We start from the raw sequence: 24,323 nt of genomic DNA, 5'->3' as shown, positions 1-24,323 counted from the left end.
CGGGGGAAGGCGACGGGAAGGTTCGCCAGCTCCAATAGTTCGTCGGCAAAATGGCCAAGGGCAAGGCGATGGAGAAGATCCTGCGCCAATAGTTCGCGCGCATCGAATTCCGATATTCGAACGAATTGCACCCGATTGCGCTACTGGCATTCGGCAGCGGGTGCTAGCCCGCGGGCAGGGACAGGGCCGGAGATCGTTATGCGAAAGTTGTTCGCCCCTATTGTTGCTGCCTGCCTTCTCTCGATCCCCACGGCGAGTTCCGCGCAGGGTTTCAAGTCCAGCTCCCCGCCGGAATTTGCCCGCAAGATCGATGCGTTGAAGCCCGGCGAATGGGTGTGGGCGCCGCAAGTCGCTCCTTCGGGCCCGGTGATGGTCTACGTCGATCTCACCAAGCAGATCGGGGTGGTCTACCGCAACGGCGTGCGTATCGCCGCGACGACGGTCTCGACCGGCAAGGCGGGGCATTCGACTCCGACCGGCGTGTTCACGATCCTGCAGAAGGATGCCGACCACAGATCCAGCACCTACAACAACGCGCCGATGCCGTATCAGCAGCGGCTGACCTGGGACGGCGTCGCGCTCCATGCTGGCGGCCTGCCCGGCTACCCCGAGAGCCACGGCTGCGTGCACCTGCCCTACGAATTCGCCCGCGAGCTGTTCGAGATCACCAAACTGGGCGTGACGGTGGTTGTTGAAGGCGATGCCCAACGCAAGCCCGAGACCAGCGAGAACAGCCTGCTTTCGCCGTTCGACGACGAGGGCAACAAGGTCGAGCACACGCGGCTCGAAAGCGGAGAGGAATTTCGCTGGCAGCCCGAGCTTGCGACCGAAGGGCCGATGACGATCATCGTCGCCAAGCTCGACCAGCGCATCGTGGTCCTGCGCGCCGGGGTGGAGATCGGGCGCTCGGTCGCGGCCATCGATCCGATCGACGACGGTTCGCACGTGATGACCCTGTCGCAGGAAGGCGGCCAGAACCGCTGGTACTACGTCGGCCTTCCCGGTCACGAGGAGGAAGAGGGCCGGCTGCTCGAGGACTCGATCATGAAGCGGGTGCAGATGCCGCGGCAGTTCCTCGAACTGCTGCGCACGGAATTGAAGCCGGGCGATACCATCCTCACCACCAACAGCAGGGTCACGGAAGGCCCGCTCGAACGCCTGACGATCATGGACGCTGTTGCCCCCGGAAAGTGACGCCGGTCGCAAGCGGAAACCGGGACTTCACCTGATGGTGTGACCGGCGAACGCCGTCCATCGTCACTGCCTACTCAGGCAGCAACGGAGGCTGGCGTGGACGAGAGGTTACCGTCCTGGCGAGCAAGCAATGCAAAATCGGCGATCCTCGATTTCGTGGATCGAGTGACCAGGAAACGCGGACCGGATTTCGTGCCGCCGGAGGACAGGATCGCGACATTCGACAATGACGGGACGCTGTGGTGCGAACGGCCGCTGCAGCCCCAGTTCTATTTCGCCAAGCAGCGACTTGAAGCGTTCGGACACGCCGACCCCGCGTTGCAGGCGCGCTATCCGTTCAAGGCCTTCTTCGACCATGACATCGACAAGATAAAGGAACTCGGCAAGCAGGGCGTGCTCGAGGTCGTGGTCGCCGTCCATGCCGGGGTCACCGCCGACAAGTTCGATGCCATTGCCGGGAAATGGCTGCGCGAGGCGACCAACCCGAAGCTGGGCAAGCGCTTCGTCGATCTGGTCTACAAGCCCCAGCTCGAACTGCTCGACCTGCTGCGCGACAACGAATTTCGCTGCTTCATCGTTTCCGGGGGCGGGATGGACGTAATCCGTGGGTTCAGCGAGGAAGCTTACGGAATCCCGCGGGAAAACGTGATCGGATCGAGCGGAAAGACCACCTTGGAGGAACGGTACGGGCGGTTCGAGATCGTCAAGCAGGCCCAGCTCGGATCGTTCGACGACCGGGAAGTGAAACCACAGAACATCTACCTGCACATCGGACGCCGGCCGATCCTCGCCTTCGGCAACTCCGACGGCGATCTTGCCATGCTGCGCTACACCCTGACGGGGGGCGGACCCGCATTGGGCTTGCTGCTGCACCACGACGATGCCGAGCGGGAGTTCGCCTACGACCGCGAATTCATTCTCAGCCCGCTCGCCGATGCGCTCGATAACGCGGACAATTACGGCCTGACGCTCGTCAGCATGAAGGATGATTGGGAGGTCGTGTTTCCGGGGTGATCTACTCGCCCGAGTATTCGCGGTCGATCGGCTTGCCCACGGCGTCGAGCGTGAGCGTCCTGCCGGTGTCCGGATCGACCGGGTTGCGGTTGTTCTCGGCGCAGGCGTAATCCATGATCCGGGCGTCGCCCTCGATCCTGCGGTAGGTCTTGGCCACCGTCCACGGCGCGGTGAAGGCGACCGGGTCTTCCAGCGTGATCGTCGCCTCGATCATCCCGTCCTCGCGCTTGCGCATGCGGGTGGTGCCGTGTGCCTGGCCCGAGACGACGATGCCGGTGCGGTCGATGATGGTGCCATCCTCGCCGCGCAGGTTCACGGTCTCGAAGACCAGCGTGTCGCCTTCCCAGCGGCCGACGGAATCGCCGGTGTAGGTCGGCCAGCTGACGTCCTCGTCCATGTGCCCGCGCCCATCGGTGTAGATGCGCACGATGTTCGGGCCGTTCTCGGTCAGGATCCAGGTCTGCTTCGCGGTGACGACGAACTCGTAGCCGTCGGGCACCTGCATCACACGCGGGAAGCCGGCCGGGGTGCCGCAAGTGGTGACGGGATCGGGAAACTGGTCGCGCTTCACCTTCTCGATGTTGGCGAGGTACTTGGCTTCCCATTCCGCGTTGTAAGGCGGATGCTCGCGCGTGCCCGGGACGCCTGCCCTGCCCCCTTTGGGTTCGACGGTTGCGGTGTCCCAGACGGTGGAACCGACCAACTCCCACACTCCGCTCCAGTCGGGCAGGTCCTGCGCAGCGGCGGGAGCGGCGAACAGCGCCGCGGCAATCGCGAAAGCCGCCCTCATCGCGCGCTCAGCTTGGTCCCGCCGGCGTCGATGCCGGTGACGAAGGCCCCGCCGGGCGAACCGTCGCGCATCGGGTTGATCGTCACGGTGACCTTGTCGCCCGGCTTGAAGGTGGTCTTGCGCCATCCCTTGCGCACCATGGTGTTGGGGCTGCCGAGCTCGATCGAGTATTCCTTGCCGTCGGCTTCGAGCTGCAGCCAAGAATGCGGGTTGGTCCACTGGAACTCGCGCACCGTGCCGCTCAACGTCACTTCCTTCGCGGTGTCGAACATCGCGAAGGAATGATGCGCGGCAAGTGGCGCTGCCACGACGGCCGCCGCCAGCGTCAGAAACCTCAGTCGATGAACCATTCCCAGCCTCTCCTCAGCGCCACGGCATAGCATGGCGCGGGGCGAAGGCGAGAGGGTCAGGCGCCAATGCGGCCGAAGCAGCCCTTGCCGGCATAGACCGCCGCGTCGCCCAGCTCTTCCTCGATGCGGATCAGCTGGTTGTACTTGGCGAGCCGGTCGGAACGGGCGAGTGAGCCGGTCTTGATCTGCCCGCAGTTGGTGGCGACGGCGAGGTCGGCGATGGTCGAATCCTCGGTCTCGCCTGAGCGGTGGCTCATCACCGCGGTGTAGCCGGCGCGGTTGGCCATGCTGACCGCCTCGAGCGTTTCCGACAGCGTGCCGATCTGGTTGACCTTCACCAGCAGCGAGTTGGCGAGGCCCTTGCCGATGCCCATCGCAAGGCGCTTCGGGTTGGTCACGAACAGATCGTCGCCGACCAGCTGGACCGATCCGCCGAGCTTGTCGGTCAACGCCTTCCAGCCTTCGAAGTCGTCCTCGCTCATGCCGTCTTCGATCGAGCGGATCGGATAGGCGGCGCAGAGGTCGGCGAGGTAGGCGGCGTTCTCTTCGGGACTGAGCGAGATGCCCTCGCCCACCATTTCGTACTTGCCGCCCTTGAAGTATTCGGTCGAGGCGCAGTCGAGCGCGAGGGCGATTTCCTCGCCCGGCTTGAACCCGGCTTTCTCGATCGAGGCCATGACGAAGTCGAGCGCGGCGCGGGTGCTGGCGAGGTTCGGGGCGAAACCGCCCTCGTCGCCAACCGCGGTTGCGAGGCCCTTCTCCGACAGGCCCTTCTTGAGCGTGTGGAACACTTCCGCGCCCCAGCGCACCGCTTCGGCCAGGGTCGGCGCGCCGACCGGCATGATCATGAATTCCTGCACGTCGATCGGGTTGTCGGCGTGTTCGCCGCCATTGATGATGTTCATCATCGGCACCGGCAGGACATGGGCGGAGACACCGCCGATGTAGCTGTAGAGCGGAAGGCCGCGCGCATTCGCCGCCGCCTTAGCCACCGCCAGGCTGGTGCCGAGGATCGCATTGGCGCCGAGGTTGCCCTTGTTGTCGGTCCCGTCGAGCGCGAGCATGGCCACGTCGATGTCGCGCTGGTCTTCGGCATCGAGACCGAGCAGCGTGTCGGAAATTGTGCCGTTGACCGCGTCGACCGCCTTGAGCACGCCTTTGCCAAGGTAGCGGCCCTTGTCGCCGTCTCGCAGTTCCACGGCTTCGTGCGCGCCGGTCGATGCGCCCGAGGGAACCGCGGCGCGGCCGAAGCTGCCGTCTTCGAGCAATACGTCGACTTCCACCGTAGGGTTGCCCCGGCTGTCGAGGATTTCGCGGCCGTGGATGTCGATGATCGCGGTCATGGCTGGCAGGCTCCGGTCAGGTGTTGTATTCGGGTACGACACTTCCCATGTCGGGGGCGACGGGCGCCGCCTATACCGCGGAACAATGCGGTGCAAGCCGCGTTCGAAAATACGAGCGCCGCGTGGGGTTTTCCCGACGGCAAAGCAAGAGTATCGAGCCCGATGAGGGCACAAGGAAAGGGCAAGCACATGGCAGGAGCAGCTACCAACACCCCCAAGACGACCAAGGCGCGCTCGGCCAAGAAAGCCGTCGCCGCCACGAGCAACACCGAAGTCGCCAAATCGCGCTTCAACGCCGCGCTCGAGGAAGCCAAGGCCGGCGCTGCCGCGCTGACCGCCGAGGCGAAGGAACGCGGTGTCGGTTACAAGGGCGACATCCAGGCCAAGGGCGAGGACTATTACGAGCAGGCCAAGGTCAAGGCCGGCGAGTTGGCTCGCGACGGCAAGGCCAAGACCAGCGACGCCCTTTCCACGCTCGGCAAGGCCGTTGCGGACAATGCCGCGACGATCGACGAGAAATTCGGCGCGAAGTACGGCGATTATGCTCGCAGCGCGTCGCGTTCCTTGCAGGAAACGGCCGCCAAGCTCGACTCCAAGAGCGTCGAAGAACTCGGCGAGGATGCCCGCGAGGCGGTCCGCCGCAATCCCGGCAAGGCTATCGGTCTCGCTGCGCTCGCAGGCTTCATCATCGCCCGCCTGTTCCGCGGCAAGTAGTCGCCGGTGGATTCAGGGGAGGACGATCGCCTCAGCCCGCTTCCCGGCGGAGCAGAGTCGCATGACGCAATAGCGGATGCGGAAGAGCGCGCCGCCGCGCGCTCGCTGCTCGACGACATCGAGACGCTGGTCGAGGACGGCAAGACCTACCTCGAGGCGGAAGCGCGGTTCCAGAAGAGCCGTGCGATCTTCGTCATCGACGGGGTCCGCTCGACCGTCATCTTCGGGGCCATCGCCGGAGCTTTTGGCTTCATTGCCCTGATCGGCCTCACCGTCGGATTGATCATCGCCCTCATGCCGCACCTGACGGTGTGGGGTTCGAGCGCGCTGGTGGTCGGGGCGGAATTCTTCCTCGCCGTCGCCTTTGGCCGCATGGCCGAGAAGCGCTGGAATCGCATCATGGATGCACTCGACAAGGACAGGACCGAATAGCGGTGAACAGCGCCGAGCAGAAACTGGCCGAAGACAAGGCGCTGCGCGATACCGCGCTGTCGGTTTTCCAGGCCGACCTGCGGTTCATCCGCGAGGACCTCTCCGCACGCAGCGTCGCCGGGCGAATTACCGACCGTCTTGGCGACAGCGCGCTCGACATGGTAGACGAGGCCGTCGACTACGCCGAACACAACAAGGGTCGGGTTGCCGCGGCTGTCGCGGCAGCGATCGTCTGGATCGCGCGCACCCCGATCCTCCACGGCATCTCACACCTGTTCGGGCTCGACGACGATACCTCGGAACTGGAGGACGATTCCGAGCGTTCGGACGACGATTGATCTTCTCCGGAGAATTTCCATGACCGATGCCAATCCGCAGAGCCTGAAGGAACGGGTCGATGCCGCCTGGGCGCGCAACGAGGAGCGCGCGGGCAACTTCATCGACCGCGCGGGCGAAGCCGCGATCGATGCCAAGGACAAGGTGACGGCCTTCGCCAAGGAACACCCCGTCGCCACCGTGGCCGGCGGCATTGTCGTTGGTATTCTCATCGCCGGGCTGTTCCGCGGTCCGCGCCAGGCGGCAGTCAAGGGCGGCGGCAAGATCGCCAGCCTCGCTACGGTCGGTGCCGAACTTGCCCTCGCCTATGCGGTGAAAGCGCTCGAAGCGGCGGAGGAAGGCGGCAAGGATGGGCTCGACTGGCTCAGCGAAGCCAGCCGCCTCGTCGGTCGCAATGCCCGCGAGCTCGGCGGTGAAGCCGCCGAATATGCCGGCGAGGCGCGCGACGCCGTGATCGAGGGCGGCAAGTCGGTGGGTGAGGCGATCCGCGAGCGCCTCAACTGACCATCTCGCACTTGCAGCAATCGCCTGATCGCCTAAGGAGCGGGTAACTCGAAACTCGCTCCCCAAGGAATCAGCAAATGTCCGGCAAGCAGCTCCTCCACCTCGTCATGGGCGGTCGCGTGGTCGACCCCATGGGCACCGAGTTCCAGGACCTGAAGGACATCCACGTCGTCGGCTTCTACCCCAGCTATGCCCAGGCCGAGGAAGCCTGGCGAAGCTGGGCCCAGCGCACAGTCGACGATGCGGAGATGAAATACGTTATTGTTCACTTGCATCGGCTGCTCGAACCCGAGTTGCCGGCCACCTGATCACGCAAAGTTCGTATCAACTTCCGTTCGTGTCGAGCCCTTCGGCTGCCTTGCAGGCGCTCTGGATAAACTGCGTCCAGACATGCTGCGCCTGCGCCTCTCGTCTACGCTCTAGGCGAACGGATTGGTTGGCTCGCGCCTCCCGCGGCTTCGCGGGGGCCACTATTCAGATAAACTCGATCTTTTCGACGAGGTAGAAGCGGTCGCCGCTCGGCACCGTGACTTCGATTTCGTCGCCCACAGACTTGCCGATCAGCGCGCGGCCAAGCGGGGAATCGTAGGAGATCCGGCCCTTCTTGGCGTCGCTCTCGGCCTGGCCGACGATCTGGTAGCGGTTGGGCTTGTCGTCGTCGTCGAGCACGGTGACGGTGGCGCCGAAAACGATGCGATTGCCGGAAAGCGTGGTGGGGTCGATGATCTGCGCGCGGCTGACCTTGTCCTCGAGGTCGGCGATTTGCGCTTCGACCTGGCCCTGGCGTTCCTTGGCGGCGTGGTACTCGGCGTTTTCCGAGAGATCGCCATGAGCGCGCGCTTCCTCGATCGCGTCGACGATCTTCGGCCGCTCTGCGCGGAGGACCTTGAGATCGGCGGTCAGCTTTTCGTAGCCCTCCGCCAGCATTGGAACTTTTTCCATTATCATCCCTGTCTTCCCAACGTGACCCGTCAAAACCGCCCTCACCGCTCAGAATGGAGCGGACCCTGCAGCGGAATTTCGGGAGGAGTGATTAGTTGCCGCTATAATAGTCTTGCAACGAACGTACTTCAAGTTCGCTCGCTTCGACCGAGGTAATTGCTTGCGCCACCGCCGCCGATGCCGCCGCGGTCGTATAGTACGGAACCTTGGCATTGAGCGCGCCGGCGCGGATCGACTGGCTGTCCTTGTGGCTCTGCCAGCCCTCTGTGGTGTTGAAGATCAGCCCCACTTCGCCGTCGATGATCTTGTCGACGATGTGCGGGCGCCCTTCGGCCACCTTGTTGACCCGCTCGACCGGGATACCCTGCTCGGCGAGGTACGTCTCGGTCCCGCCTGTGGCAATGACCTTGAAGCCGAGATCGATCAGCGACTTCACCGGTTCTACGATCTGCGGCTTGTCGCTGTCCTTGACCGAAACGAACAGCACGCCCGATTTCGGCAGGCGCGTGCCCTCGCCCAGTTGCGACTTGATGTAGGCCGTGGGGAAATCGCGATCGATGCCCATCACCTCGCCGGTCGACTTCATTTCCGGCGTCAACACCGGGTCCGAACCGGGGAAGCGAGCGAACGGGAACACCGCCTCCTTCACCGCCATGTAGGGAATGTGCCGGTTGATCTGTTCGAGGTCGGCGAGTTTCTCCCCGGCCATGACGCGGCTGGCGATCTTCGCGACCGGCTGGCCGATCGCCTTTGCGACGAAGGGCACGGTGCGGCTGGCGCGCGGATTCACCTCGATCAGGTAGACTTCGCCGTCCTTGACCGCGAACTGCACGTTCATCAGCCCCCGCACTTCGAGCGCTTCGGCGAGCGCCGTCGCCTGGCGCTCCATCTCGGCGATGATCTCCTGCGGCAGGCTGTAGGGCGGGATCGTGCAGGCGGAATCGCCCGAGTGCACGCCCGCTTCCTCGATGTGCTGCATGACCCCGGCGATCACCACCTGCTCGCCGTCGCACAGCGCGTCGACGTCGCACTCGATGGCGTCGCGCAGGTACTGGTCGACCAGCACCGGGCTTTCACCCGAAACGTTGACCGCGGTGGCGATGTAATCGTCGAGCTGGGCTTCGGAATCGACGATTTCCATGGCCCGCCCGCCGAGCACGTAGCTCGGGCGCAGCAGCACGGGGTAGCCGATACGATGGGCCACCGCGGCGGCCTCGTCGCGGCTGTAGGCGATGCCGTTGTCGGGCTGCTTGAGCTTGAGCTTGTTGACCAGCTTGGCGAAGCGCTCCCGGTCTTCGGCGAGGTCGATCGCGTCGGGGCTTGTGCCGAGGATCGGGATCCCGGCCTTCTCCAGCGCGCCCGCCAGCTTTAGCGGGGTCTGCCCGCCGAACTGGACGATGACGCCGAGCAATTCGCCCTTGCTGTGCTCGACGCGCAGGATTTCCAGCACGTCCTCGGCGGTCAGCGGTTCGAAGTAGAGGCGGTCGGAGGTGTCGTAGTCGGTCGAAACCGTTTCCGGGTTGCAGTTGACCATGATGGTCTCGAACCCGGCGTCGCGCAGCGCGTAGCAGGCGTGGACGCAGCAGTAGTCGAACTCGATGCCCTGGCCGATCCGATTGGGCCCGCCGCCGAGGATGACGACCTTCTTGCGGTCGCTCGGCCAGGCCTCGTTCTCGGGCTCGCCGAAGGTCGGCGCCTCGTAGGTCGAGTACATGTAGGGCGTGACCGCCTCGAACTCGGCGGCGCAGCTGTCGATGCGCTTGTAGACCGGGAAGACGCCGAGCTTCTGGCGCAGCTGGCGCACCTCGTCCTCGCTCGTCGCGCCGGCCATGGCGCGCAGGGCGTCGTGGAGCAGGCCGCTGCGGCGCGCCTGGGTCTCGCCCAGCCCGCCCGCGACGCCGACCGAGCGCACGGCCAGCGTGGCGAGGCGCTTGTCGGAGAAGCCCATCGCCTTGAGGCGGCGCAGGCCCTGCGCATCGCTGGGCAGCCCGTGCTCGCCGATCATCGCTTCTTCGTAGATGATTTCCTCGATGTGGCGCAGGAACCACGGGTCGTAGTGCGTGATCGCCTGCACTTCCTCGACCGTGAAACCCTCGCGGAAGGCCTGGCCGATGTTGAGGATGCGGTCGGGGGTCTGCTTGCTGAGCGCGGCGGTCATCTCGTCGCGGCTCACGCCTTCGAGCGCGACCTGGCGGTTGAACCCGTCGAGGTCGGTTTCGAGGCCGCGCAGGGCCTTCTGGACCGATTCCTTGAAGTTGCGGCCAATCGCCATGACCTCGCCGACCGACTTCATAGCCGTCGAAAGCTCGGCCTTGGCGCCCTTGAACTTCTCGAACGCGAAGCGCGGGATCTTGGTGACGACGTAGTCGATCGTCGGCTCGAAACTGGCCGGGGTGGCGCCAGTGATCTCGTTGGTGATCTCGTCGAGCGTGTAGCCGACCGCCAGCTTGGCGGCGACGCGGGCGATCGGGAAGCCGGTGGCCTTGGAAGCCAGCGCCGAGGACCGTGAGACGCGCGGGTTCATCTCGATGACGATGAGCCGCCCGTCCTTGGGATTGACTGCGAACTGTACGTTTGAACCACCTGTTTCCACACCGATTTCACGCAATACAGCGATGCTCGCCGAACGCATGATCTGGTATTCCTTGTCGGTCAGGGTCAGCGCCGGCGCGACGGTGATGGAATCGCCGGTGTGGACGCCCATCGGGTCGACGTTCTCGATCGAGCAGATGATGATGGCGTTGTCCGCGCGGTCGCGGACCACCTCCATCTCGTACTCCTTCCAGCCGAGCAGCGATTCCTCGATGAGGATTTCGGTGGTCGGACTGGCGTCGAGGCCGGTGCGCACGATGGCTTCGAATTCGGTCTTGTTGTAGGCGACGCCGCCGCCGGTGCCGCCGAGCGTGAAGCTGGGGCGGATGATGGACGGCAGGCCGGTGTGTTCAAGCACCGCAAAGGCCTCGTCCACGGTATGCGCCAGGCCCGAACGGGCGCTTTCGAGCCCGATCTTGTCCATCGCCTCGCGGAAGCGCTGGCGGTTCTCGGCCTTGTCGATGGCGTCGGCCTTGGCGCCGATCATCTCGACGCCGTACTTCTCCAGCACGCCCATCTCGTCGAGCTTGAGCGCGCAGTTGAGCGCGGTCTGCCCGCCCATCGTCGGCAGCAGCGCGTCCGGCCGCTCCTTCTCGATGATCTTGGCGACGATTTCCGGCGTGATCGGCTCGACATAGGTCGCGTCGGCCATGTCCGGATCGGTCATGATCGTCGCCGGGTTGGAGTTGACCAGGACGACCCGGTACCCCTCTTCCCGCAGCGCCTTGATCGCCTGCGTGCCCGAATAGTCGAACTCGCAGGCCTGCCCGATGATGATCGGACCGGCGCCAATGACGAGGATGGAAGAGATATCAGTGCGTTTAGGCATTATTGACTTTCCGATTGCTCAACGAATTGAGCGCCACATTTAGTGCAGGCTTTCGGCAAAGGCAGGTGAATGCCACCGAAGTCCTTGCCCCAAAAAGTCCATTTTGCAGCGCCGAGCTTAGTTTCAGCCACGAAGTCCGTGAACGCGGGCCATCCGCATCGATGGCACTTGATCGAAAACAGCAAAACGCTGGGAACGAAAGCTGCGAGGCCGACTATGGACGGCCAAAAATAGCCAAGTGGCCAGCCGATAAAGCAAGTCAAAATGAAGCCGCCAGAAGCGATCGCTGCAAACCATTGCCATCGTCGGGCCGTTTGAAACTTGCTGGGAATATCGACAAAAGGTTGCCTCACCCCAACATCCCCACGAACTTCTCGAACAGATAGAAGCTGTCCTGCGGCCCCGGGCTCGCCTCGGGGTGGTACTGGACCCCGAAGGCCTTCTTGCCGCTGATCGAAATGCCGCAGTTGGAACCGTCGAACAGGCTGCGGTGGGTCTCGACCACGCCCTCGGGCAACGTCGCGGCGTCAACCGCGAAGCCGTGGTTCATGCTGGTGATCTCGACCAGGTCCTCGGTCGCGTCCCACACGCCGCCGACGCGCTGGACCGGGTGGTTGGCGCCGCGGTGGCCCTGGTGCATCTTGACGGTCTTGCCGCCCGCCGCGATGGCCAGCATCTGGTGGCCGAGGCAGATGCCGAAAATCGGCACGTCGGCGTCGAGCAGCTTGCGGATCACCGGCACGGCGTATTCGCCGGTCGCCGCCGGGTCGCCCGGGCCGTTCGACAGGAACACCCCGGCGGGTTTGAGCGCCATGATCTCGTCGAATGTGGTCCTGGCCGGAACCACGGTGACCCTCGCCCCCGCCTTCACGAGGTTGCGGAAAATGTTGTCCTTGCCGCCGTAGTCGACTGCGACGACGTGCGGCCGTTCGTCACCTTGCGAGGCGGCATAGCCATGGCCGAGCATCCACGGACCGCCGGTCCATTCCTCGTCCTTCTCGCGGGTGACGATCCGGGCGAGGTCCATGCCTTCGAGCCCCGGCCAGTCCTGCGCGCGATTGAGCAGGTCGCGTATGTCGAAGTTGCCCTTCGGATCGTGCGCAATCACCGCGTTGGGTGCGCCCGACAGGCGGATGCGGCGGGTCAGCGCGCGGGTGTCGATCCCGGAGAGGCCGATCTTGAGGTGGCCCTTCATCCAGTTGTCGAAGCTGCGCTCGGACCGGAAGTTGCTCGGCAGTGTCGGATCCTCGCGCACCACGCATCCGACCGCGCCCTCGACATGCGATTCGACGTCCTCGGCGTTGGCGCCGACATTGCCGATGTGCGGGAAAGTGAAGGTGACGATCTGCCCGGCGTAGGAGGGATCGGTCATCACCTCCTGATACCCGGTCATCGCGGTGTTGAAGCAGACTTCGCCGACCGCGCTGCCGGCGTGGCCGAAGCCCTTGCCCCACATCACGGTGCCGTCGGCGAGTACCAATACACCGGTGGCCCCCTTGGGTTGTGCAGGCGTAGTGGCGGGGTCGGCCATGTGGGGCGCTCCGAGTCAGGGGTTTCCGGCGATGTGTGCTAAGTCGTTGCCGCTAGAGACGCGCCAGCCTCGCGTCAACCTGTCCAAGCGTGAATTATCCCGCTAATTGGATATCTACCCGTAACCATAGACAGAAAGACTCTTCCAATGCTTCGCGACGACCTCAAGCAGGCACAGATTTCGGCCATGAAGGCCGGAGAGAAGGACCGCCTCGCCGCCGTCCGCCTGATCCTCGCCAAGGTCAAGGACCGCGATATCGAGCTGCGCACCAGCTCCAAGCCGGTCGAGGACGACGCCCTCGTCACCGAAGTCCTGCAGAAGATGGCCAAGCAGCGCCGCGAATCGATCGAGATGTACGAAAGCGGCGGCCGGCAGGAACTGGCCGACGTCGAAAAGGGCGAGCTGGCCGTGATCGAGGAATTCCTCCCGATCCAGATGGGCGAGGACGAGACGAAGGCGGCAATCGCCGCGATCAAGGCCGAACTCGGCGCCGAGGGCATGAAGGACATGGGCCGCGTGATGGGCGAGCTCAAGGCGCGCCACGGCACGGTGCTCGACATGGGCCGGGCCAGCGGCTGGGTGAAGGAAGCGCTGCAGTGAGAGCTACCCTCGCCGCCATAGCGTACATTGCGCTGGCGGCGTGTTCGGCCGAACCCGAACCCACGCCGACACCGACCATCACCCCGACACCGGACAAACCCAAGACGCTCGTCCCGGGCGACTTCGCCGACCTGGTGCTGGGCGCAAAGGTCGGTGACGAAGCCGCGAGCAAGTTTGCGCTCGACGGGCAGGAGCTCGCCGAAGTGACGAGCTACGTCGCCTGCCCGGAAGGCATGGACGAATGCAAACCTGCCGAATTCCCGGCGGACACGGTCCTAACCTACGTCCACCGCGTGACCCCCGCGAAGGGCGTGGCGGGCGCCACCCTGTTCCGCACCGCGCGCCCGGCGGCGGGCTTCGCCAACCTTGTCGGCTACGACATGGCCGAAGCGGCTGCGGCGCTGGGCCAGGACGGCAAGATCGACGTCGCTTCCGACAATGGTGCGCTCGTATGGCGAGTGATCGGCGGCGATGGCTGGAAGGCGGGCGAGACCATCACATTCTACTGGCAGTCGAAGCTGCCGCCCGAAGGGGAACAAATCGCCTACCAGTTCGAGGCTGACGGCACGACAGCGCTCGGCACCGGTCCCTTCCCGCCGAAGGAAAAGCCGGTGGAGGAAACGCCCGCGCGCTAGCCCCTGGAAGCCCCAGCCTGTAAGGTCGGCGCATGCTCTCCCCGCAATGGCTCGACGAACTGCGCGACCGGGTGACGCTGTCCAGCGTCATCATGCGCACGACCAAGCTGCAGCGGGCCGGGCGCGAGTGGAAGGCGTGCTGCCCGTTCCACAACGAGAAGACGCCAAGCTTCACCGTCAGCGACGAAAAGGGCTTCTACCACTGCTTCGGTTGCGGTGCGCATGGCGACGTCATTCGCTGGATGACCGACCAGCGCGGGCTGTCGTTCATGGATGCCGTCAAGGAACTGGCGTCTCAGGCGGGCATGGAGGTTCCGCAGCCCGATCCCCGCGAAGCCGCCCGCGCGGAACGTCGAACCACGCTAGGTGACGTCATGACGTCGGCACAGGAATGGTTTGAAAACAATCTCTTGTCGGACGAAGGTAAGAGCGCTCGGGAATACCTGTCCAAGCGCGGACTCGACGCTTCGACGGCACGAAAGTTCGGATTCGGACTGGCTCCGGACGACCGCGGCGCGCTCAAGAAGGCCCTGGCGCAGTACGATGACGCCATGCTGCTCGAGACGGGCCTGCGGATCGAGGTCGAGGGCAAGGAGCCCTACGACCGTTTCCGGGCTCGCCTGATGCTGCCAATCCACGATATCCGCGGGCGGATCGTCGGTTTCGCCGGACGCATCCTCGACAATTCGAAAACTGACGCCCCCAAATACTTGAATTCACCGGAAACTGTCCTGTTCGACAAGGGGCACACCCTTTACAACCTGCACCGCGCCGGGCCGGCCTCGCGCCAGACCCACCGGATCGTCGTGGTCGAAGGGTACATGGACGTCATCGCCCTCGCCGCTGCCGGAATCGAAGAAGCCGTGGCGCCAATGGGCACCGCGCTGACCGAGAACCAGATCGAGCTGCTATGGCGTCTCGTCGACGCGCCCCTGCTTTGCTTCGATGGCGATGCGGCGGGACAGCGTGCCGCCATTCGTGCCGCCACCCGCGCCCTGCCCATGCTCCGCCCCGGCCATTCGCTTGCCTTCGTGACGCTGCCCGCCGGTCTCGATCCCGACGACCTCGTGCGCCAGAAGGGCAAGGCAGCAATGGAGCGACTGCTCGAGAAGCCGACAAGCCTGCTCGACATGCTGTGGAATTACGAGCGCGATGCCCAGCCGCTCAACTCGCCCGAGGACAAGGCGGGGCTCAAGCAGCGCCTGATCGACCATGCGGAAAGCATCGCCGACCAGGATATCCGCGCGCTCTATCGCCGCGAGCTGCTCGACCGCTACTCGGCCTTCGCTTTCCCGAAACGCGAGTTCCAGCCGCGCAAGTTTACCACTGGACGCCAGCCGGCACCTGCCGCCCGCTCCGACACCAGCGCGTTGCGCCGGGTCACGGGCCAGTCGCGCGACAAGTTCACCCGCGCCGTCCTTTCGGGCCTCGCCCGGCACCCGCGCGAAATCGCCCGGCATGCCGAGGCCCTCGCCCGGCTCGCCCGCGCCCTGCCCGACACGAAGCCGGCGATCGAATTCCTTTTCGATGTTTCCGAGGCGCTTGAAGCCGGGCGCGGCGATACCATATCACGTTCCGAGGACGTCGCGCCGACGCCGGATAAAGCCCGCTTCTCCTTCCTGATGGAAGGTTCCGATCCGGACGCCGCGCGCGAGGACCTGGCCGAGGCGGTTGCCTTGCTGGTCGAAAGGCCGGCGCTCGAGGCGGCTATTGCCGAGGCGACGGCACGTTTCGACTCCGATCCGGAAGGCGCATTCGCCGAGCAACAACGCTTGCGCGAACGAAAGCTGGAAATCGAGTCGCGACTCGGGCAAATGGCCCGCAAACGCGCCGCCGGACCGGCAGACACCAATAACGACGGACAGGCCGAAAGGGCTGTCGGCGAACAAGAAACGGAATAATGGAAGCAATGGCGTCGGACGACACGACCAAGGGCAATGGCAGCGACAGCGGCAACGACGATGCACCCCTGATCGACCTCAACGAGGCTTCGATCAAGAAGCTCATCTCGAAGGCGAAGCGCAAGGGCTACATTACCGTAGACGAGCTCAACGCGGCCCTGCCGGAGGACGAACTGTCTTCCGAGCAGATCGAGGACGTGATGTCGGCGATCTCCGAGATGGGCGTGAACGTCGTCGAGAGCGACGAGGACGCGCAGGAAGAGGACGACGAGTCCGGCGACGGTCCCGACGAGATCAACTCGGCGGACGATGACGATGACGACGATGGCCCCAAGGCCAACCAGAACGTCCCCGAAAAGAAGAAGGCCGCGACGACCGAGCGGACCGACGACCCGGTGCGCATGTACCTGCGCGAGATGGGCGCCGTCGAACTGCTCAGCCGCGAGGGCGAAATCGCCATCGCGAAGCGCATCGAGGCCGGTCGCGACACGATGATCATGGGCCTGTGCGAGAGCCCGATCACCTTCCACGCCATCATCATGTGGTCCGAAGCGCTCAACAACGAGGAAATGCAGCTGCGCGAGATCCTCGATCTCGACGCCATGCTTTCCAAGGAGCCCCCTGTCGACAAGATGGAGGAGGGTGCCGAGGACGACGACGACGGCGAGATCTCCGAAGCGACCGCCGGCCCGACCATCCGCGAGGATGACGAGGTCGAGGATCACGAGGAAGAGAACGACGAGGACGACGAGGACGGCGAAGGCGGCTCGTCGCGCCGCCGCGAGGAAGACGACGAAGAAGACAACACCATGTCGCTCGCTCAGATGGAGGCGGCCCTCAAGCCGGACGCCCTCGAGCGCTTCGACCGCATCACCAAGCTGTTCAAGAAGTTCGAGAAGATCCAGGGCGAGCGCGTCGACGTGCTCGGCCGCGGCGAGGAATTCGGCGCCGCCAAGGAGAAGAAGTACGAAGAGCTGCGCGAAGAGCTGACCGCCGAAGTCGAAGCGGTCCAGTTCCACGCGACCAAGATCGAATACCTCGTGGACAACCTTTACGCCTTTAACCGGCGCCTGACCGCGCTCGGCGGGCAGATGCTGCGCCTGGCGGAGCGTCACAAGGTCAAGCGCCTCGACTTCCTCAACGAGTACGTCGGCAACGAGCTCGACGAAGCCTGGCTCGCCGCGATGGCGAAGAAGGACAAGAAGTGGGCCGCCTTCGCCGAGAAGGAAGCCGACACGGTCGAGCGCATCCGCGCCGAGATCGCCGACATCGCCAGCCAGACCGGCATGAGCCTCAACGAGTTCCGTCGGATCGTGAACATGGTCCAGAAGGGCGAGCGCGAGGCGCGCATCGCCAAGAAGGAAATGGTCGAGGCTAACCTGCGGCTCGTGATCTCGATCGCCAAGAAGTACACCAACCGCGGCCTGCAGTTCCTCGACCTGATCCAGGAAGGCAACATCGGCCTGATGAAGGCGGTCGACAAGTTCGAGTACCGCCGCGGCTACAAGTTCAGCACTTACGCCACGTGGTGGATCCGGCAGGCGATTACCCGCTCAATCGCCGACCAGGCCCGCACGATCCGCATCCCGGTCCACATGATCGAGACGATCAACAAGCTGGTCCGCACGAGCCGCCAGTTCCTCCACGAGCAGGGCCGCGAGCCCACGCCCGAGGAAATGGCCGAGCGCCTGTCGATGCCGCTCGAAAAGGTCCGCAAGGTGATGAAGATCGCCAAGGAGCCGATCTCCCTCGAAACGCCGATCGGCGACGAGGAAGACAGTCATTTGGGCGATTTTATTGAAGATAAGAACGCCGTCATCCCGGTCGATGCCGCGATCCAGGCGAACCTCAAGGAAACCGTCACCCGCGTCCTCGCCTCACTCACCCCGCGTGAGGAACGCGTGCTGCGGATGCGCTTCGGCATCGGCATGAACACCGATCACACGCTCGAAGAGGTCGGGCAGCAGTTCTCGGTCACCCGCGAACGTATCCGCCAGATCGAGGCCAAGGCCCTGCGCAAGCTCAAGCACCCGAGCCGAAGCCGCAAGATGCGGAGTTTCCTCGATCAGTAATCGGGGCGGCTGAAGACCATTTCTCCTGCACGTTGGTGAAACCGGGAACCCGATAGGGGTTTCTCGGTTTCATCGTGCGCGGGCGGTCCATCCCGCATCGGGTTCGCAGGGGGATAATCCCATCAATATCGATTTCGAGACGCTCTTCTCGCGCTCCCCCAATCCATACGTTGTGCTCGATCCGGACTTTGTCCTGGTCTGGATGAACGATGCCTATCTCAAAGTGACCATGCGTACCCGCGAGGACCTGATCGGGCAGAACATGTTCGCCGCATTTCCGAGCGACCCGAAGTCAGAGAGCCACCGTCTCCTGCGCAGCTCGCTCGAGCGGGTCCTCGCCAGTAGCGAGACCGATGAACTTGCCTTGATCCGCTACGACATTCCAAATCGGGATGGGGGCATCGAAGAGCATTACTGGAGTGCGACGCACACGCCGCTTTTGAATGAGGACGGCTCAGTGGCCTTCATCCTGCAGCACACCGTCAACGTGACCGAACTGCACAGCCTGCGCCGGATTCGCGACGAGCAGGGACTGGTTGAGCGGGCCAGCGCGGTACAAGCGCGAAACCTCGGACTTAGCGAGGAAGCCGACCGGCTCCGGTCCATGTTCGAGCAGGCTCCCGGTTTCATGGCGCTCCTTGAAGGGCCGGAGCATTACTTCGTCCTGGCCAACGACGCCTACCTTCGCCTGATCTCCAAGGAGGAAGTCATTGGCAAGACCGTTGCCGAGGCGCTGCCCGAAGTGGTTGGCCAGGGCTTCGTCGACCTGCTCGACACGGTCTACGCGAGCGGAACTCCCTACTTCGGTCGCGGAGTAAAGGTCGTCCTTAAGAACGAGGCCGAAAACCGGGATGAGCTGCGTTACCTCGACTTCATTTACCAGCCCCTGTTTGCCAGCGGCGGAACGGCTACCGGAATCTTCGTCCAGGGCCACGACGTCACCGAAGAAGTCCAGGCCGCCGAAGCACAGAAGCTGCTGATCAACGAACTCAACCACCGGGTGAAGAACACGCTGGCCATCGTCCAGGGACTCGCCGTCCAGTCCTTCAAGCGGATCGAGGGTGCCGAAGGAGCACGTTCCACTTTCGATGCCCGCCTCGCGGCGCTGGCGGCTGCGCACAGCCTGCTGACGCAAGGCAATTGGGAGGCCGCCACCCTCAAGGAAACCGTGCACAGTTCGATCGAGGCGAGTGCTGGGGCGGATATCGCACGATTTGCGATCGGTGGCCCCGACGCCACTCTTCAACCGCAGGCGGCAGTCGCCCTGGCGATGACGCTGCATGAACTTTCGACCAACGCGATCAAGTACGGCGCCCTTTCGAACGAAAAGGGACACGTTGACGTCAGCTGGACTCTCGATCTCGAAGATGACGAAACCATCGTCACCATCGACTGGCGCGAGCGCGACGGTCCACCGGTGATCCCTCCCGCCCGGAAGGGATTTGGCACACGATTGATCGAGCGGGGCCTGACCGGGAACCAGGGCGGTTCCGTCACCCTCGATTTCCGTCCCGAAGGGCTGCATTGCCATATCGTATCCCGACAGAAAGGCGTCGTAGTTTGAGCATCGCGGGCCAGACAGTCCTGATCGTGGAGGACGAGCCGATCATCGGTCTCTTGTTGGAGGACCTGGTGTTGGACGCGGGCGGGAAGCCCGTCATCACCAACACGATTGCAGGTGCGATGACGGCGCTTTCCAAACATTCGATCGATGCCGCCATCCTTGACGTCAACGTACACGGCGAAAAGACCTACCCGGTGGCCGAGGCACTCATGGCCCAGGGCATCAGGTTCATCTTCGCCAGCGGCTATGGGGACGCCCTGCATCCCGAAGGATTCGAGAGCGTCCCGACAATCACCAAGCCTTACGCATTGAAAGACATCGAAAGCGGGCTCGCCGGATAACTGTCACTTGTCCAGATAGCGCTGCGACGCTTCGACGTCGCACGGGACTTCCTCGATCGAGGTGACGTCGTTGGCCCGGCCGAACGCGATAGGTGCGGTCAAATCGCCGGTCAGGTATTCCGGATCGTGGATGGTGAGTTGGCCGGTCACCGACTTTCCGTCAGCCGATAGGCGGTACGTTTCAACAGTGCTGCGCGAGGCGCTGCCGGGGGCATTGCGTCCCAATCCGCCCGGCGTTGCGGTGTAGCCGGTGGTGGTCACCGTCAGGACACCGTCCCTGAAGCTGCCGACCGAGTGGCCGTACATCGTGTGGCTGTCGTCCTTGGGCGCGTTGTCGCCGAGATTGATCGTGCGCCGGGTGTTGAAGTCGGCATAGTGGATCGTGAGTACGTCGCCGTCGAAGGTCCATTGCTGGACGTCTGGAATCCCGACCAGCGACGGCAGTCCGTTCGACTTGCAGTTGTTGGCCGGCAGGTCATGCGGGTCCATTGCCTCGAAGGCCGCTTTCCCAGCCGGTGTCATCCGCCGGTAGGTCATGCGGTCGGCGCGATCGAGGCCTTCAATGTCGGGGCCTCCTAGCTCTTTCCTATCGTCGTCCGGCCCCAGTCCTGGCGCCGGTCCTCCTGCTCCGGCCGGGCCCGGAGGCGGCCCTCTCAGCCCGAACTGGCCCGGTGGCGGGCCGCGGCGGTCGTCCCCAGGTCCGGGACCACCGGGCCCCGGACCGGGTGGGCTGACTTCCCAGATACCGGAAAACTTTTCGAGAGCGGGCTGCGCCGCCGTTCCCGCACTCGCAGAGCACGCCGCGATCATTGCCGCCCCGCCAAGGATCGAAACCGTGAATGCCTTGCGCATTTCATCCACTCCTATTCCTGCAATGCTAACGGGGTAGGCCGCGGCTGTCGCAGCAATGTGCCGGTCGAGGTAAAATTTGGCGCAAAGTGTATCTCCCCGTCGCAACTTGCACTGGCGCCTTGACGATTGAGCAAGGTGAGGCAGGCGTGCATATCCGGACCGGGCGCGACTTTGGGAGGGATTGGATGCGGCCGATGATGACGGGCAAGGCTCTGCAGGTTCTCGCGTTCTTTGCGATCCTCTTTCTATTTGCACTGCCACTCGCGGAACCGGCGATGGCGCAACAGCCCGACGTAGATGCGACGGCCGAGCGCGCACAGCAGATCGCCGACATCCTCAAGCGCCACGACACGGTGAGCGAAACCTCGGCCCAGCTCGGACAGAAGTCCTACGTCCAGGATTGTGCCGCATGCCATGACGGCGGCGTCGACCGCGCTCCGCCCGCTTTCATGCTCGGCCTGCTCTCGCCCGATGCGATTCATCGCGCGCTGGTCTCGGGCCGAATGCAGCAGCAGGCGAGCGGGCTTTCGGAAGAACAGAAAGTCGCCGTGGCCGAGTTCCTCACCGGCCGTGCCCTCGGCAGTGGAGGAAACGAGAAGCCCCCGTTGATGTGCCAGAGGACCGGCGGTTGGTTCGATCCTTCGCGCGCGTCGGCGCTGCAAGGTTGGGGTTTCGATAGCGACAACAGCCACGCCACCAGCACTGCGATCGCAGGGTTGAACCGCTCGAACATCGGGCAGCTCAAGCTCAAGTGGGCCCTCGCCTTTCCGAGCGTTCTCTACGCCCGTTCGCAGCCCACGCTCGCCGGAGGTGCCATGTTTGTGGGCGGTGACGATGGCACGGTCTATGCGCTCGATCCGGCGACGGGGTGCGCGCACTGGGTCTTCCACGCGCAGGGCGCTGTGCGAATGGGGATCGTCTATGACTCCCCCAATACCGGTGCGCCCCGGCTCTATTTCGGCGACGTTCTTGGCAACGCCTATGCCCTTGCCGCCGAAACCGGGGCGGAGATGTGGCGCGTGCGGATGGACCCGCATCCCAACGCCACGCTGACAGCCTCGTTCGCCCTGCAGAGTGGCGTTCTCTACGTCCCGGTCTCCTCGCTCGAGGAACCGGCTGCCGCGGCTCCCGGCTACGCCTGTTGCACCTTCCGTGGTTCGCTCGTGGCGCTCGATGCGAAAACCGGCGCGGAGAAGTGGCGCGCATACATGACCGATCCGCCGGTCCCCGCAGGCCACAACTCGGCCGGGGTCCGTCACTTCGCCCCATCCGGCGCGGCGATCTGGGCTACACCGCTGGTCGATGCCAAACGCGGCCAAGTCTACGTAGTAACCGGCGACAACTATTCACCGCCCGCCTCGCCGATGAGCGATTCGATCGTCGCGCTCGACATGGCCGATGGCCACGTGCGCTGGCACTACCAGGCGACCAAGGGTGACGTCTGGAACGTCGCCTGTGGCTGGGCCGAAGGGCCCAACTGCCCCGAGGACAGCGGGCCGGACTTCGACTTCGGCGCCGCCGCAGTGATGGGACACGACGCAGCAGGGAAGGATTACGTCCTCGCCGGGCAGAAGTCGGGAATCGTCTATGCGGTCGATCCGGACAGCGGCAAGCTGGTCTGGCAGCATCGCGCAGGTCGCGGCGGCGCGCTCGGCGGGGTCCACTTCGGCATTGCCACTGCGAGCGGAAAGGTCTTCGTCCCGATCAGCGACTTTCCCGACGGCTACGAACACAAAGCAGAGGCGGCGCCAGGCATCCACGCGCTCGACGTCGCAACCGGCGATGAAGTGTGGCGTACCGCCCCGGAGGATGTGTGTGGCGACAAGCCACTGTGCCACCCGGGCTATGGTGGAGCGATCACCGTTACCGACCAGCTCGTCTTTGCCGGATCGACCGACGGACACATGCGAATCTACGACGTCGCCGACGGCAGCTTGCTGTGGGATTTCGACACCGACCGGCCGTTCGAGGCGGTCAACGGCGACACGGCGAATGGCGGTTCGATCAGCGGCGGATCGGCGCCTATTGCCCACGACGGCCAGCTGATCGTCAATTCCGGATACGGCGGCCTCGGCAAGATGCCGGGCAACGTGATGCTGGTGTTCGGCGTCAATTGACCGAGAAATTTGACTACATCGTCATCGGTTCGGGCTCGTCCGGAGCGCCGCTCGCGGCGCGTCTTAGCGAGGACCCCGAGGTCACCGTCCTGCTGCTCGAGGCCGGACCGCCGGACCGGCATCCGCTGCAGTTGATGCCTCTGGCCTTTCCGCGCGTGGCGATGGGGTCGATCGGGACCTGGCAATACGTGAGCGAGCCCGAGCCTGAATTGTACGGCCGTAACCTACCTGTCCCACGCGGGCGCACGCTTGGCGGCACGTCCTCGATCAACGCCATGATCGCGATCCGCGGCAACCGGCGCGACTACGACGACTGGGCGGGCATGGGCCTTCCGGGATGGAGCTACGAAGAAGTTCTGCCCTACTTCCGGCGGCTCGAAAGCCACTGGCGCGGGGCGAGCGAATGGCATGGCGGCGATGGCCCGGTGCGGATCGAGCCGGTTGCCGGTCCGGACCTGATGTGGGACCAGACCATGGCAGCGGCAGAGGCTGCGGGCATTGCCTTCAATGACGATCCCAATGCCGCCGAGCAGGACGGCATCTGCCGGATGGAAGCGACGGTCGGCGGCGGCGTGCGTTCGAGCACGGCGCGGGTCTACCTGCGCCCGATCGCAGGGAAGCGCAATCTGACGATCCGGACCGGTGCCCTCGCCCGCCGTATTGTTGTCGAGAAGGGCCGTGCAGTTGCAGTTGAATACGGCACCGCCAGCGTCGCACGGGCGGAACGTGAGATCATCGCCTGCGGCGGGGCGATAAATACGCCACAACTGCTGCTCCTGTCGGGCATCGGGCCAGCGGATGAACTACGAGCTTCCGACATCACGCCGGTTCACGATTTGTCGGGAGTCGGTCGCAACCTCATCGAACATCCCAACATCATCAACGAGTACGAACTTCGCGATGATCTCGGCCTGACTCGCCACTTGCGGCTCGACCGCGCGGCGCAGGCGGCGGCACGCTGGTTTGCACGGCACGACGGGCCGTTCGCCCAGACAGGTACGCTCGCCAATCTCTTCGTGCGCACACTTCCGGGGCTCGACCGGCCCGACGTGCAGATGATGTGCCTGCCGATGAGCGGCGATGCACGGATGTGGCTGCCCGGTGTGCAAAGCGCATTCCCCGCTCGGCTCTCGGCGCGCTGCGGGTTCCTGCAGCCCAAGTCGCGAGGGTGGGTAAGGCTGCGTTCGCCCGATCCGCGCGATCCGCCCCGCATCCAGTTCAACATGTTCTCCGAGCCGGACGACCTCGCGGCGATGGTTCGCGCCATGGAACTGAGCCGCGAACTCTACGCGCAGGAACCTCTCGCCCGCCTGATCGTCCACGAAGTCCGTCCCGGAGACGGCACCCAAGATCTAGCCGAATATATCCGTCGCAACGGCGCGACCCGTTCGCATCCGGTCGGAACCTGCCGCATGGGCGTGGGCGAGGATGCAGTGGTCGATGGCGAATTGCGGGTTAGAGGAATTGACGGCCTGCGCATTGCCGACGCCTCGATCATGCCCATGATCACCTCGGGGAACACCAACCTGCCGTGCATCATGATCGGCGAAAAGGCCGCGGACCTCATTCGAGGACGCCAACTGCCGATCTCGGAATTGCCACCCTCTCATTTTTGACGCGCGCAATATGCGGCCCCGTGATACGCATGTGCCGGGGATAGAGGAGAGGGA

The 24,323-nt window shown here is 64.4% G+C and carries 23 protein-coding genes; 15 read left to right on the top strand and 8 right to left on the bottom strand.

What is annotated here, in order from left to right; translation table 11 throughout:
- The first annotated feature begins 198 nt into the window (after positions 1 to 198).
- Both GRI89_RS04560 and GRI89_RS04555 read left to right on the top strand, forming a co-directional pair.
- Positions 199 to 1,194, top strand: a complete 996-nt coding sequence (locus GRI89_RS04560; protein ID WP_159792633.1) for a L,D-transpeptidase — start codon at positions 199 to 201, stop codon at positions 1,192 to 1,194.
- A 165-nt stretch (positions 1,195 to 1,359) separates the two neighbouring features.
- Entirely contained in the window at positions 1,360 to 2,208 is an 849-nt protein-coding gene (locus GRI89_RS04555; RefSeq protein ID WP_328598085.1) for an HAD family hydrolase, read from the top strand.
- Position 2,209: 1 nt separating this feature from the next.
- Here the strand turns inward: GRI89_RS04555 and GRI89_RS04550 are convergent, their stop codons facing one another.
- The 3 genes from GRI89_RS04550 to eno are packed head-to-tail and all read right to left on the bottom strand — an operon-like array spanning position 2,210 to position 4,691.
- Positions 2,210 to 2,998, bottom strand: coding sequence for a hypothetical protein (locus GRI89_RS04550; protein ID WP_159792631.1), 789 nt, complete (start codon positions 2,996 to 2,998; stop codon positions 2,210 to 2,212).
- Complete coding sequence (locus tag GRI89_RS04545; RefSeq protein ID WP_159792629.1) at positions 2,995 to 3,348, bottom strand: DUF6152 family protein; 354 nt, start codon at positions 3,346 to 3,348, stop codon at positions 2,995 to 2,997. Before GRI89_RS04545 ends, GRI89_RS04550 begins: the two co-directional genes overlap by 4 nt.
- Before the next feature lie 56 nt (positions 3,349 to 3,404).
- Positions 3,405 to 4,691: a phosphopyruvate hydratase gene (gene eno, locus GRI89_RS04540; RefSeq protein ID WP_159792627.1), complete on the bottom strand. Its 1,287-nt coding sequence runs from the start codon at positions 4,689 to 4,691 to the stop codon at positions 3,405 to 3,407.
- 189 nt (positions 4,692 to 4,880) lie between these two features.
- On the opposite strand from eno, the gene GRI89_RS04535 reads away from it, so the two are divergent.
- The 5 genes from GRI89_RS04535 to GRI89_RS04515 all read left to right on the top strand — a co-directional run bounded on the left by GRI89_RS04535 (position 4,881) and on the right by GRI89_RS04515 (position 6,985).
- On the top strand, positions 4,881 to 5,405 hold the full coding sequence (locus GRI89_RS04535) for a hypothetical protein (protein WP_159792625.1): 525 nt from the start codon (positions 4,881 to 4,883) through the stop codon (positions 5,403 to 5,405).
- 6 nt (positions 5,406 to 5,411) lie between these two features.
- Positions 5,412 to 5,837 (top strand): phage holin family protein, encoded by a 426-nt coding sequence (locus GRI89_RS04530; RefSeq protein ID WP_159792623.1) that lies wholly within the window; start codon positions 5,412 to 5,414, stop codon positions 5,835 to 5,837.
- A gap of 2 nt (positions 5,838 to 5,839) precedes the next feature.
- The gene (locus tag GRI89_RS04525) at positions 5,840 to 6,175 is read left to right on the top strand and encodes a hypothetical protein (RefSeq protein ID WP_159792621.1); all 336 of its coding nucleotides are present in this window, start codon (positions 5,840 to 5,842) and stop codon (positions 6,173 to 6,175) included.
- Positions 6,176 to 6,194: 19 nt separating this feature from the next.
- Positions 6,195 to 6,677: a hypothetical protein gene (locus tag GRI89_RS04520; RefSeq protein ID WP_159792619.1), complete on the top strand. Its 483-nt coding sequence runs from the start codon at positions 6,195 to 6,197 to the stop codon at positions 6,675 to 6,677.
- 77 nt (positions 6,678 to 6,754) lie between these two features.
- The gene (locus tag GRI89_RS04515; protein ID WP_159792617.1) at positions 6,755 to 6,985 is read left to right on the top strand and encodes a DUF4170 domain-containing protein; all 231 of its coding nucleotides are present in this window, start codon (positions 6,755 to 6,757) and stop codon (positions 6,983 to 6,985) included.
- Positions 6,986 to 7,151: 166 nt separating this feature from the next.
- On the opposite strand, the gene greA is transcribed toward GRI89_RS04515, so the two are convergent.
- The 4 genes from greA to carA form a co-directional block, all read right to left on the bottom strand.
- Positions 7,152 to 7,619, bottom strand: coding sequence for a transcription elongation factor GreA (gene greA / locus GRI89_RS04510; RefSeq protein ID WP_159792615.1), 468 nt, complete (start codon positions 7,617 to 7,619; stop codon positions 7,152 to 7,154).
- 91 nt (positions 7,620 to 7,710) lie between these two features.
- Positions 7,711 to 11,040, bottom strand: coding sequence for a carbamoyl-phosphate synthase large subunit (gene carB / locus GRI89_RS04505; protein ID WP_159792613.1), 3,330 nt, complete (start codon positions 11,038 to 11,040; stop codon positions 7,711 to 7,713).
- Positions 11,040 to 11,393 (bottom strand): hypothetical protein, encoded by a 354-nt coding sequence (locus tag GRI89_RS04500; protein WP_159792611.1) that lies wholly within the window; start codon positions 11,391 to 11,393, stop codon positions 11,040 to 11,042. The genes carB and GRI89_RS04500 overlap by 1 nt, the downstream gene beginning before the upstream one ends.
- Complete coding sequence (gene carA, locus GRI89_RS04495; RefSeq protein WP_159792609.1) at positions 11,390 to 12,571, bottom strand: glutamine-hydrolyzing carbamoyl-phosphate synthase small subunit; 1,182 nt, start codon at positions 12,569 to 12,571, stop codon at positions 11,390 to 11,392. Before carA ends, GRI89_RS04500 begins: the two co-directional genes overlap by 4 nt.
- 147 nt (positions 12,572 to 12,718) lie before the next feature.
- Between carA and GRI89_RS04490 the strand changes: the two genes are divergently transcribed.
- The 6 genes from GRI89_RS04490 (at position 12,719) to GRI89_RS04465 (ending at position 19,684) form a co-directional block, all read left to right on the top strand.
- A complete protein-coding gene (locus GRI89_RS04490; RefSeq protein ID WP_159792607.1) occupies positions 12,719 to 13,171 on the top strand; it encodes a GatB/YqeY domain-containing protein in 453 nt (150 codons plus the stop codon).
- Positions 13,168 to 13,806 carry a hypothetical protein gene (locus tag GRI89_RS04485; protein WP_328598084.1) on the top strand — a complete coding sequence of 213 codons (639 nt, stop codon included), beginning with the start codon at positions 13,168 to 13,170 and terminating at the stop codon, positions 13,804 to 13,806. The genes GRI89_RS04490 and GRI89_RS04485 overlap by 4 nt, the downstream gene beginning before the upstream one ends.
- Positions 13,807 to 13,838: 32 nt before the next feature.
- Positions 13,839 to 15,707 carry a DNA primase gene (gene dnaG, locus GRI89_RS04480; protein WP_159792605.1) on the top strand — a complete coding sequence of 623 codons (1,869 nt, stop codon included), beginning with the start codon at positions 13,839 to 13,841 and terminating at the stop codon, positions 15,705 to 15,707.
- 8 nt (positions 15,708 to 15,715) lie between these two features.
- Entirely contained in the window at positions 15,716 to 17,779 is a 2,064-nt protein-coding gene (gene rpoD, locus GRI89_RS04475) for an RNA polymerase sigma factor RpoD (RefSeq protein ID WP_159792603.1), read from the top strand.
- A gap of 121 nt (positions 17,780 to 17,900) precedes the next feature.
- Positions 17,901 to 19,343 (top strand): sensor histidine kinase, encoded by a 1,443-nt coding sequence (locus GRI89_RS04470; RefSeq protein ID WP_328598093.1) that lies wholly within the window; start codon positions 17,901 to 17,903, stop codon positions 19,341 to 19,343.
- Positions 19,340 to 19,684 carry a response regulator gene (locus tag GRI89_RS04465; protein WP_159792601.1) on the top strand — a complete coding sequence of 115 codons (345 nt, stop codon included), beginning with the start codon at positions 19,340 to 19,342 and terminating at the stop codon, positions 19,682 to 19,684. Before GRI89_RS04470 ends, GRI89_RS04465 begins: the two co-directional genes overlap by 4 nt.
- Positions 19,685 to 19,687: 3 nt before the next feature.
- Here the strand turns inward: GRI89_RS04465 and GRI89_RS04460 are convergent, their stop codons facing one another.
- Positions 19,688 to 20,536: a hypothetical protein gene (locus GRI89_RS04460; RefSeq protein ID WP_159792599.1), complete on the bottom strand. Its 849-nt coding sequence runs from the start codon at positions 20,534 to 20,536 to the stop codon at positions 19,688 to 19,690.
- A gap of 185 nt (positions 20,537 to 20,721) precedes the next feature.
- On the opposite strand from GRI89_RS04460, the gene GRI89_RS04455 reads away from it, so the two are divergent.
- The gene (locus GRI89_RS04455) at positions 20,722 to 22,653 is read left to right on the top strand and encodes an outer membrane protein assembly factor BamB family protein (protein WP_159792597.1); all 1,932 of its coding nucleotides are present in this window, start codon (positions 20,722 to 20,724) and stop codon (positions 22,651 to 22,653) included.
- A complete protein-coding gene (locus GRI89_RS04450; RefSeq protein WP_159792595.1) occupies positions 22,650 to 24,269 on the top strand; it encodes a GMC family oxidoreductase in 1,620 nt (539 codons plus the stop codon). The genes GRI89_RS04455 and GRI89_RS04450 overlap by 4 nt, the downstream gene beginning before the upstream one ends.
- Positions 24,270 to 24,323 lie beyond the last annotated feature (54 nt).

It is taken from the genome of Croceibacterium salegens, from assembly GCF_009827435.1.
Taxonomy (GTDB): Bacteria; Pseudomonadota; Alphaproteobacteria; order Sphingomonadales; family Sphingomonadaceae; genus Croceibacterium_B; species Croceibacterium_B salegens.
The sequence above is the reverse complement of the archived record's forward strand: the minus strand, read 5'-3'. Positions and strand labels throughout refer to the sequence as shown.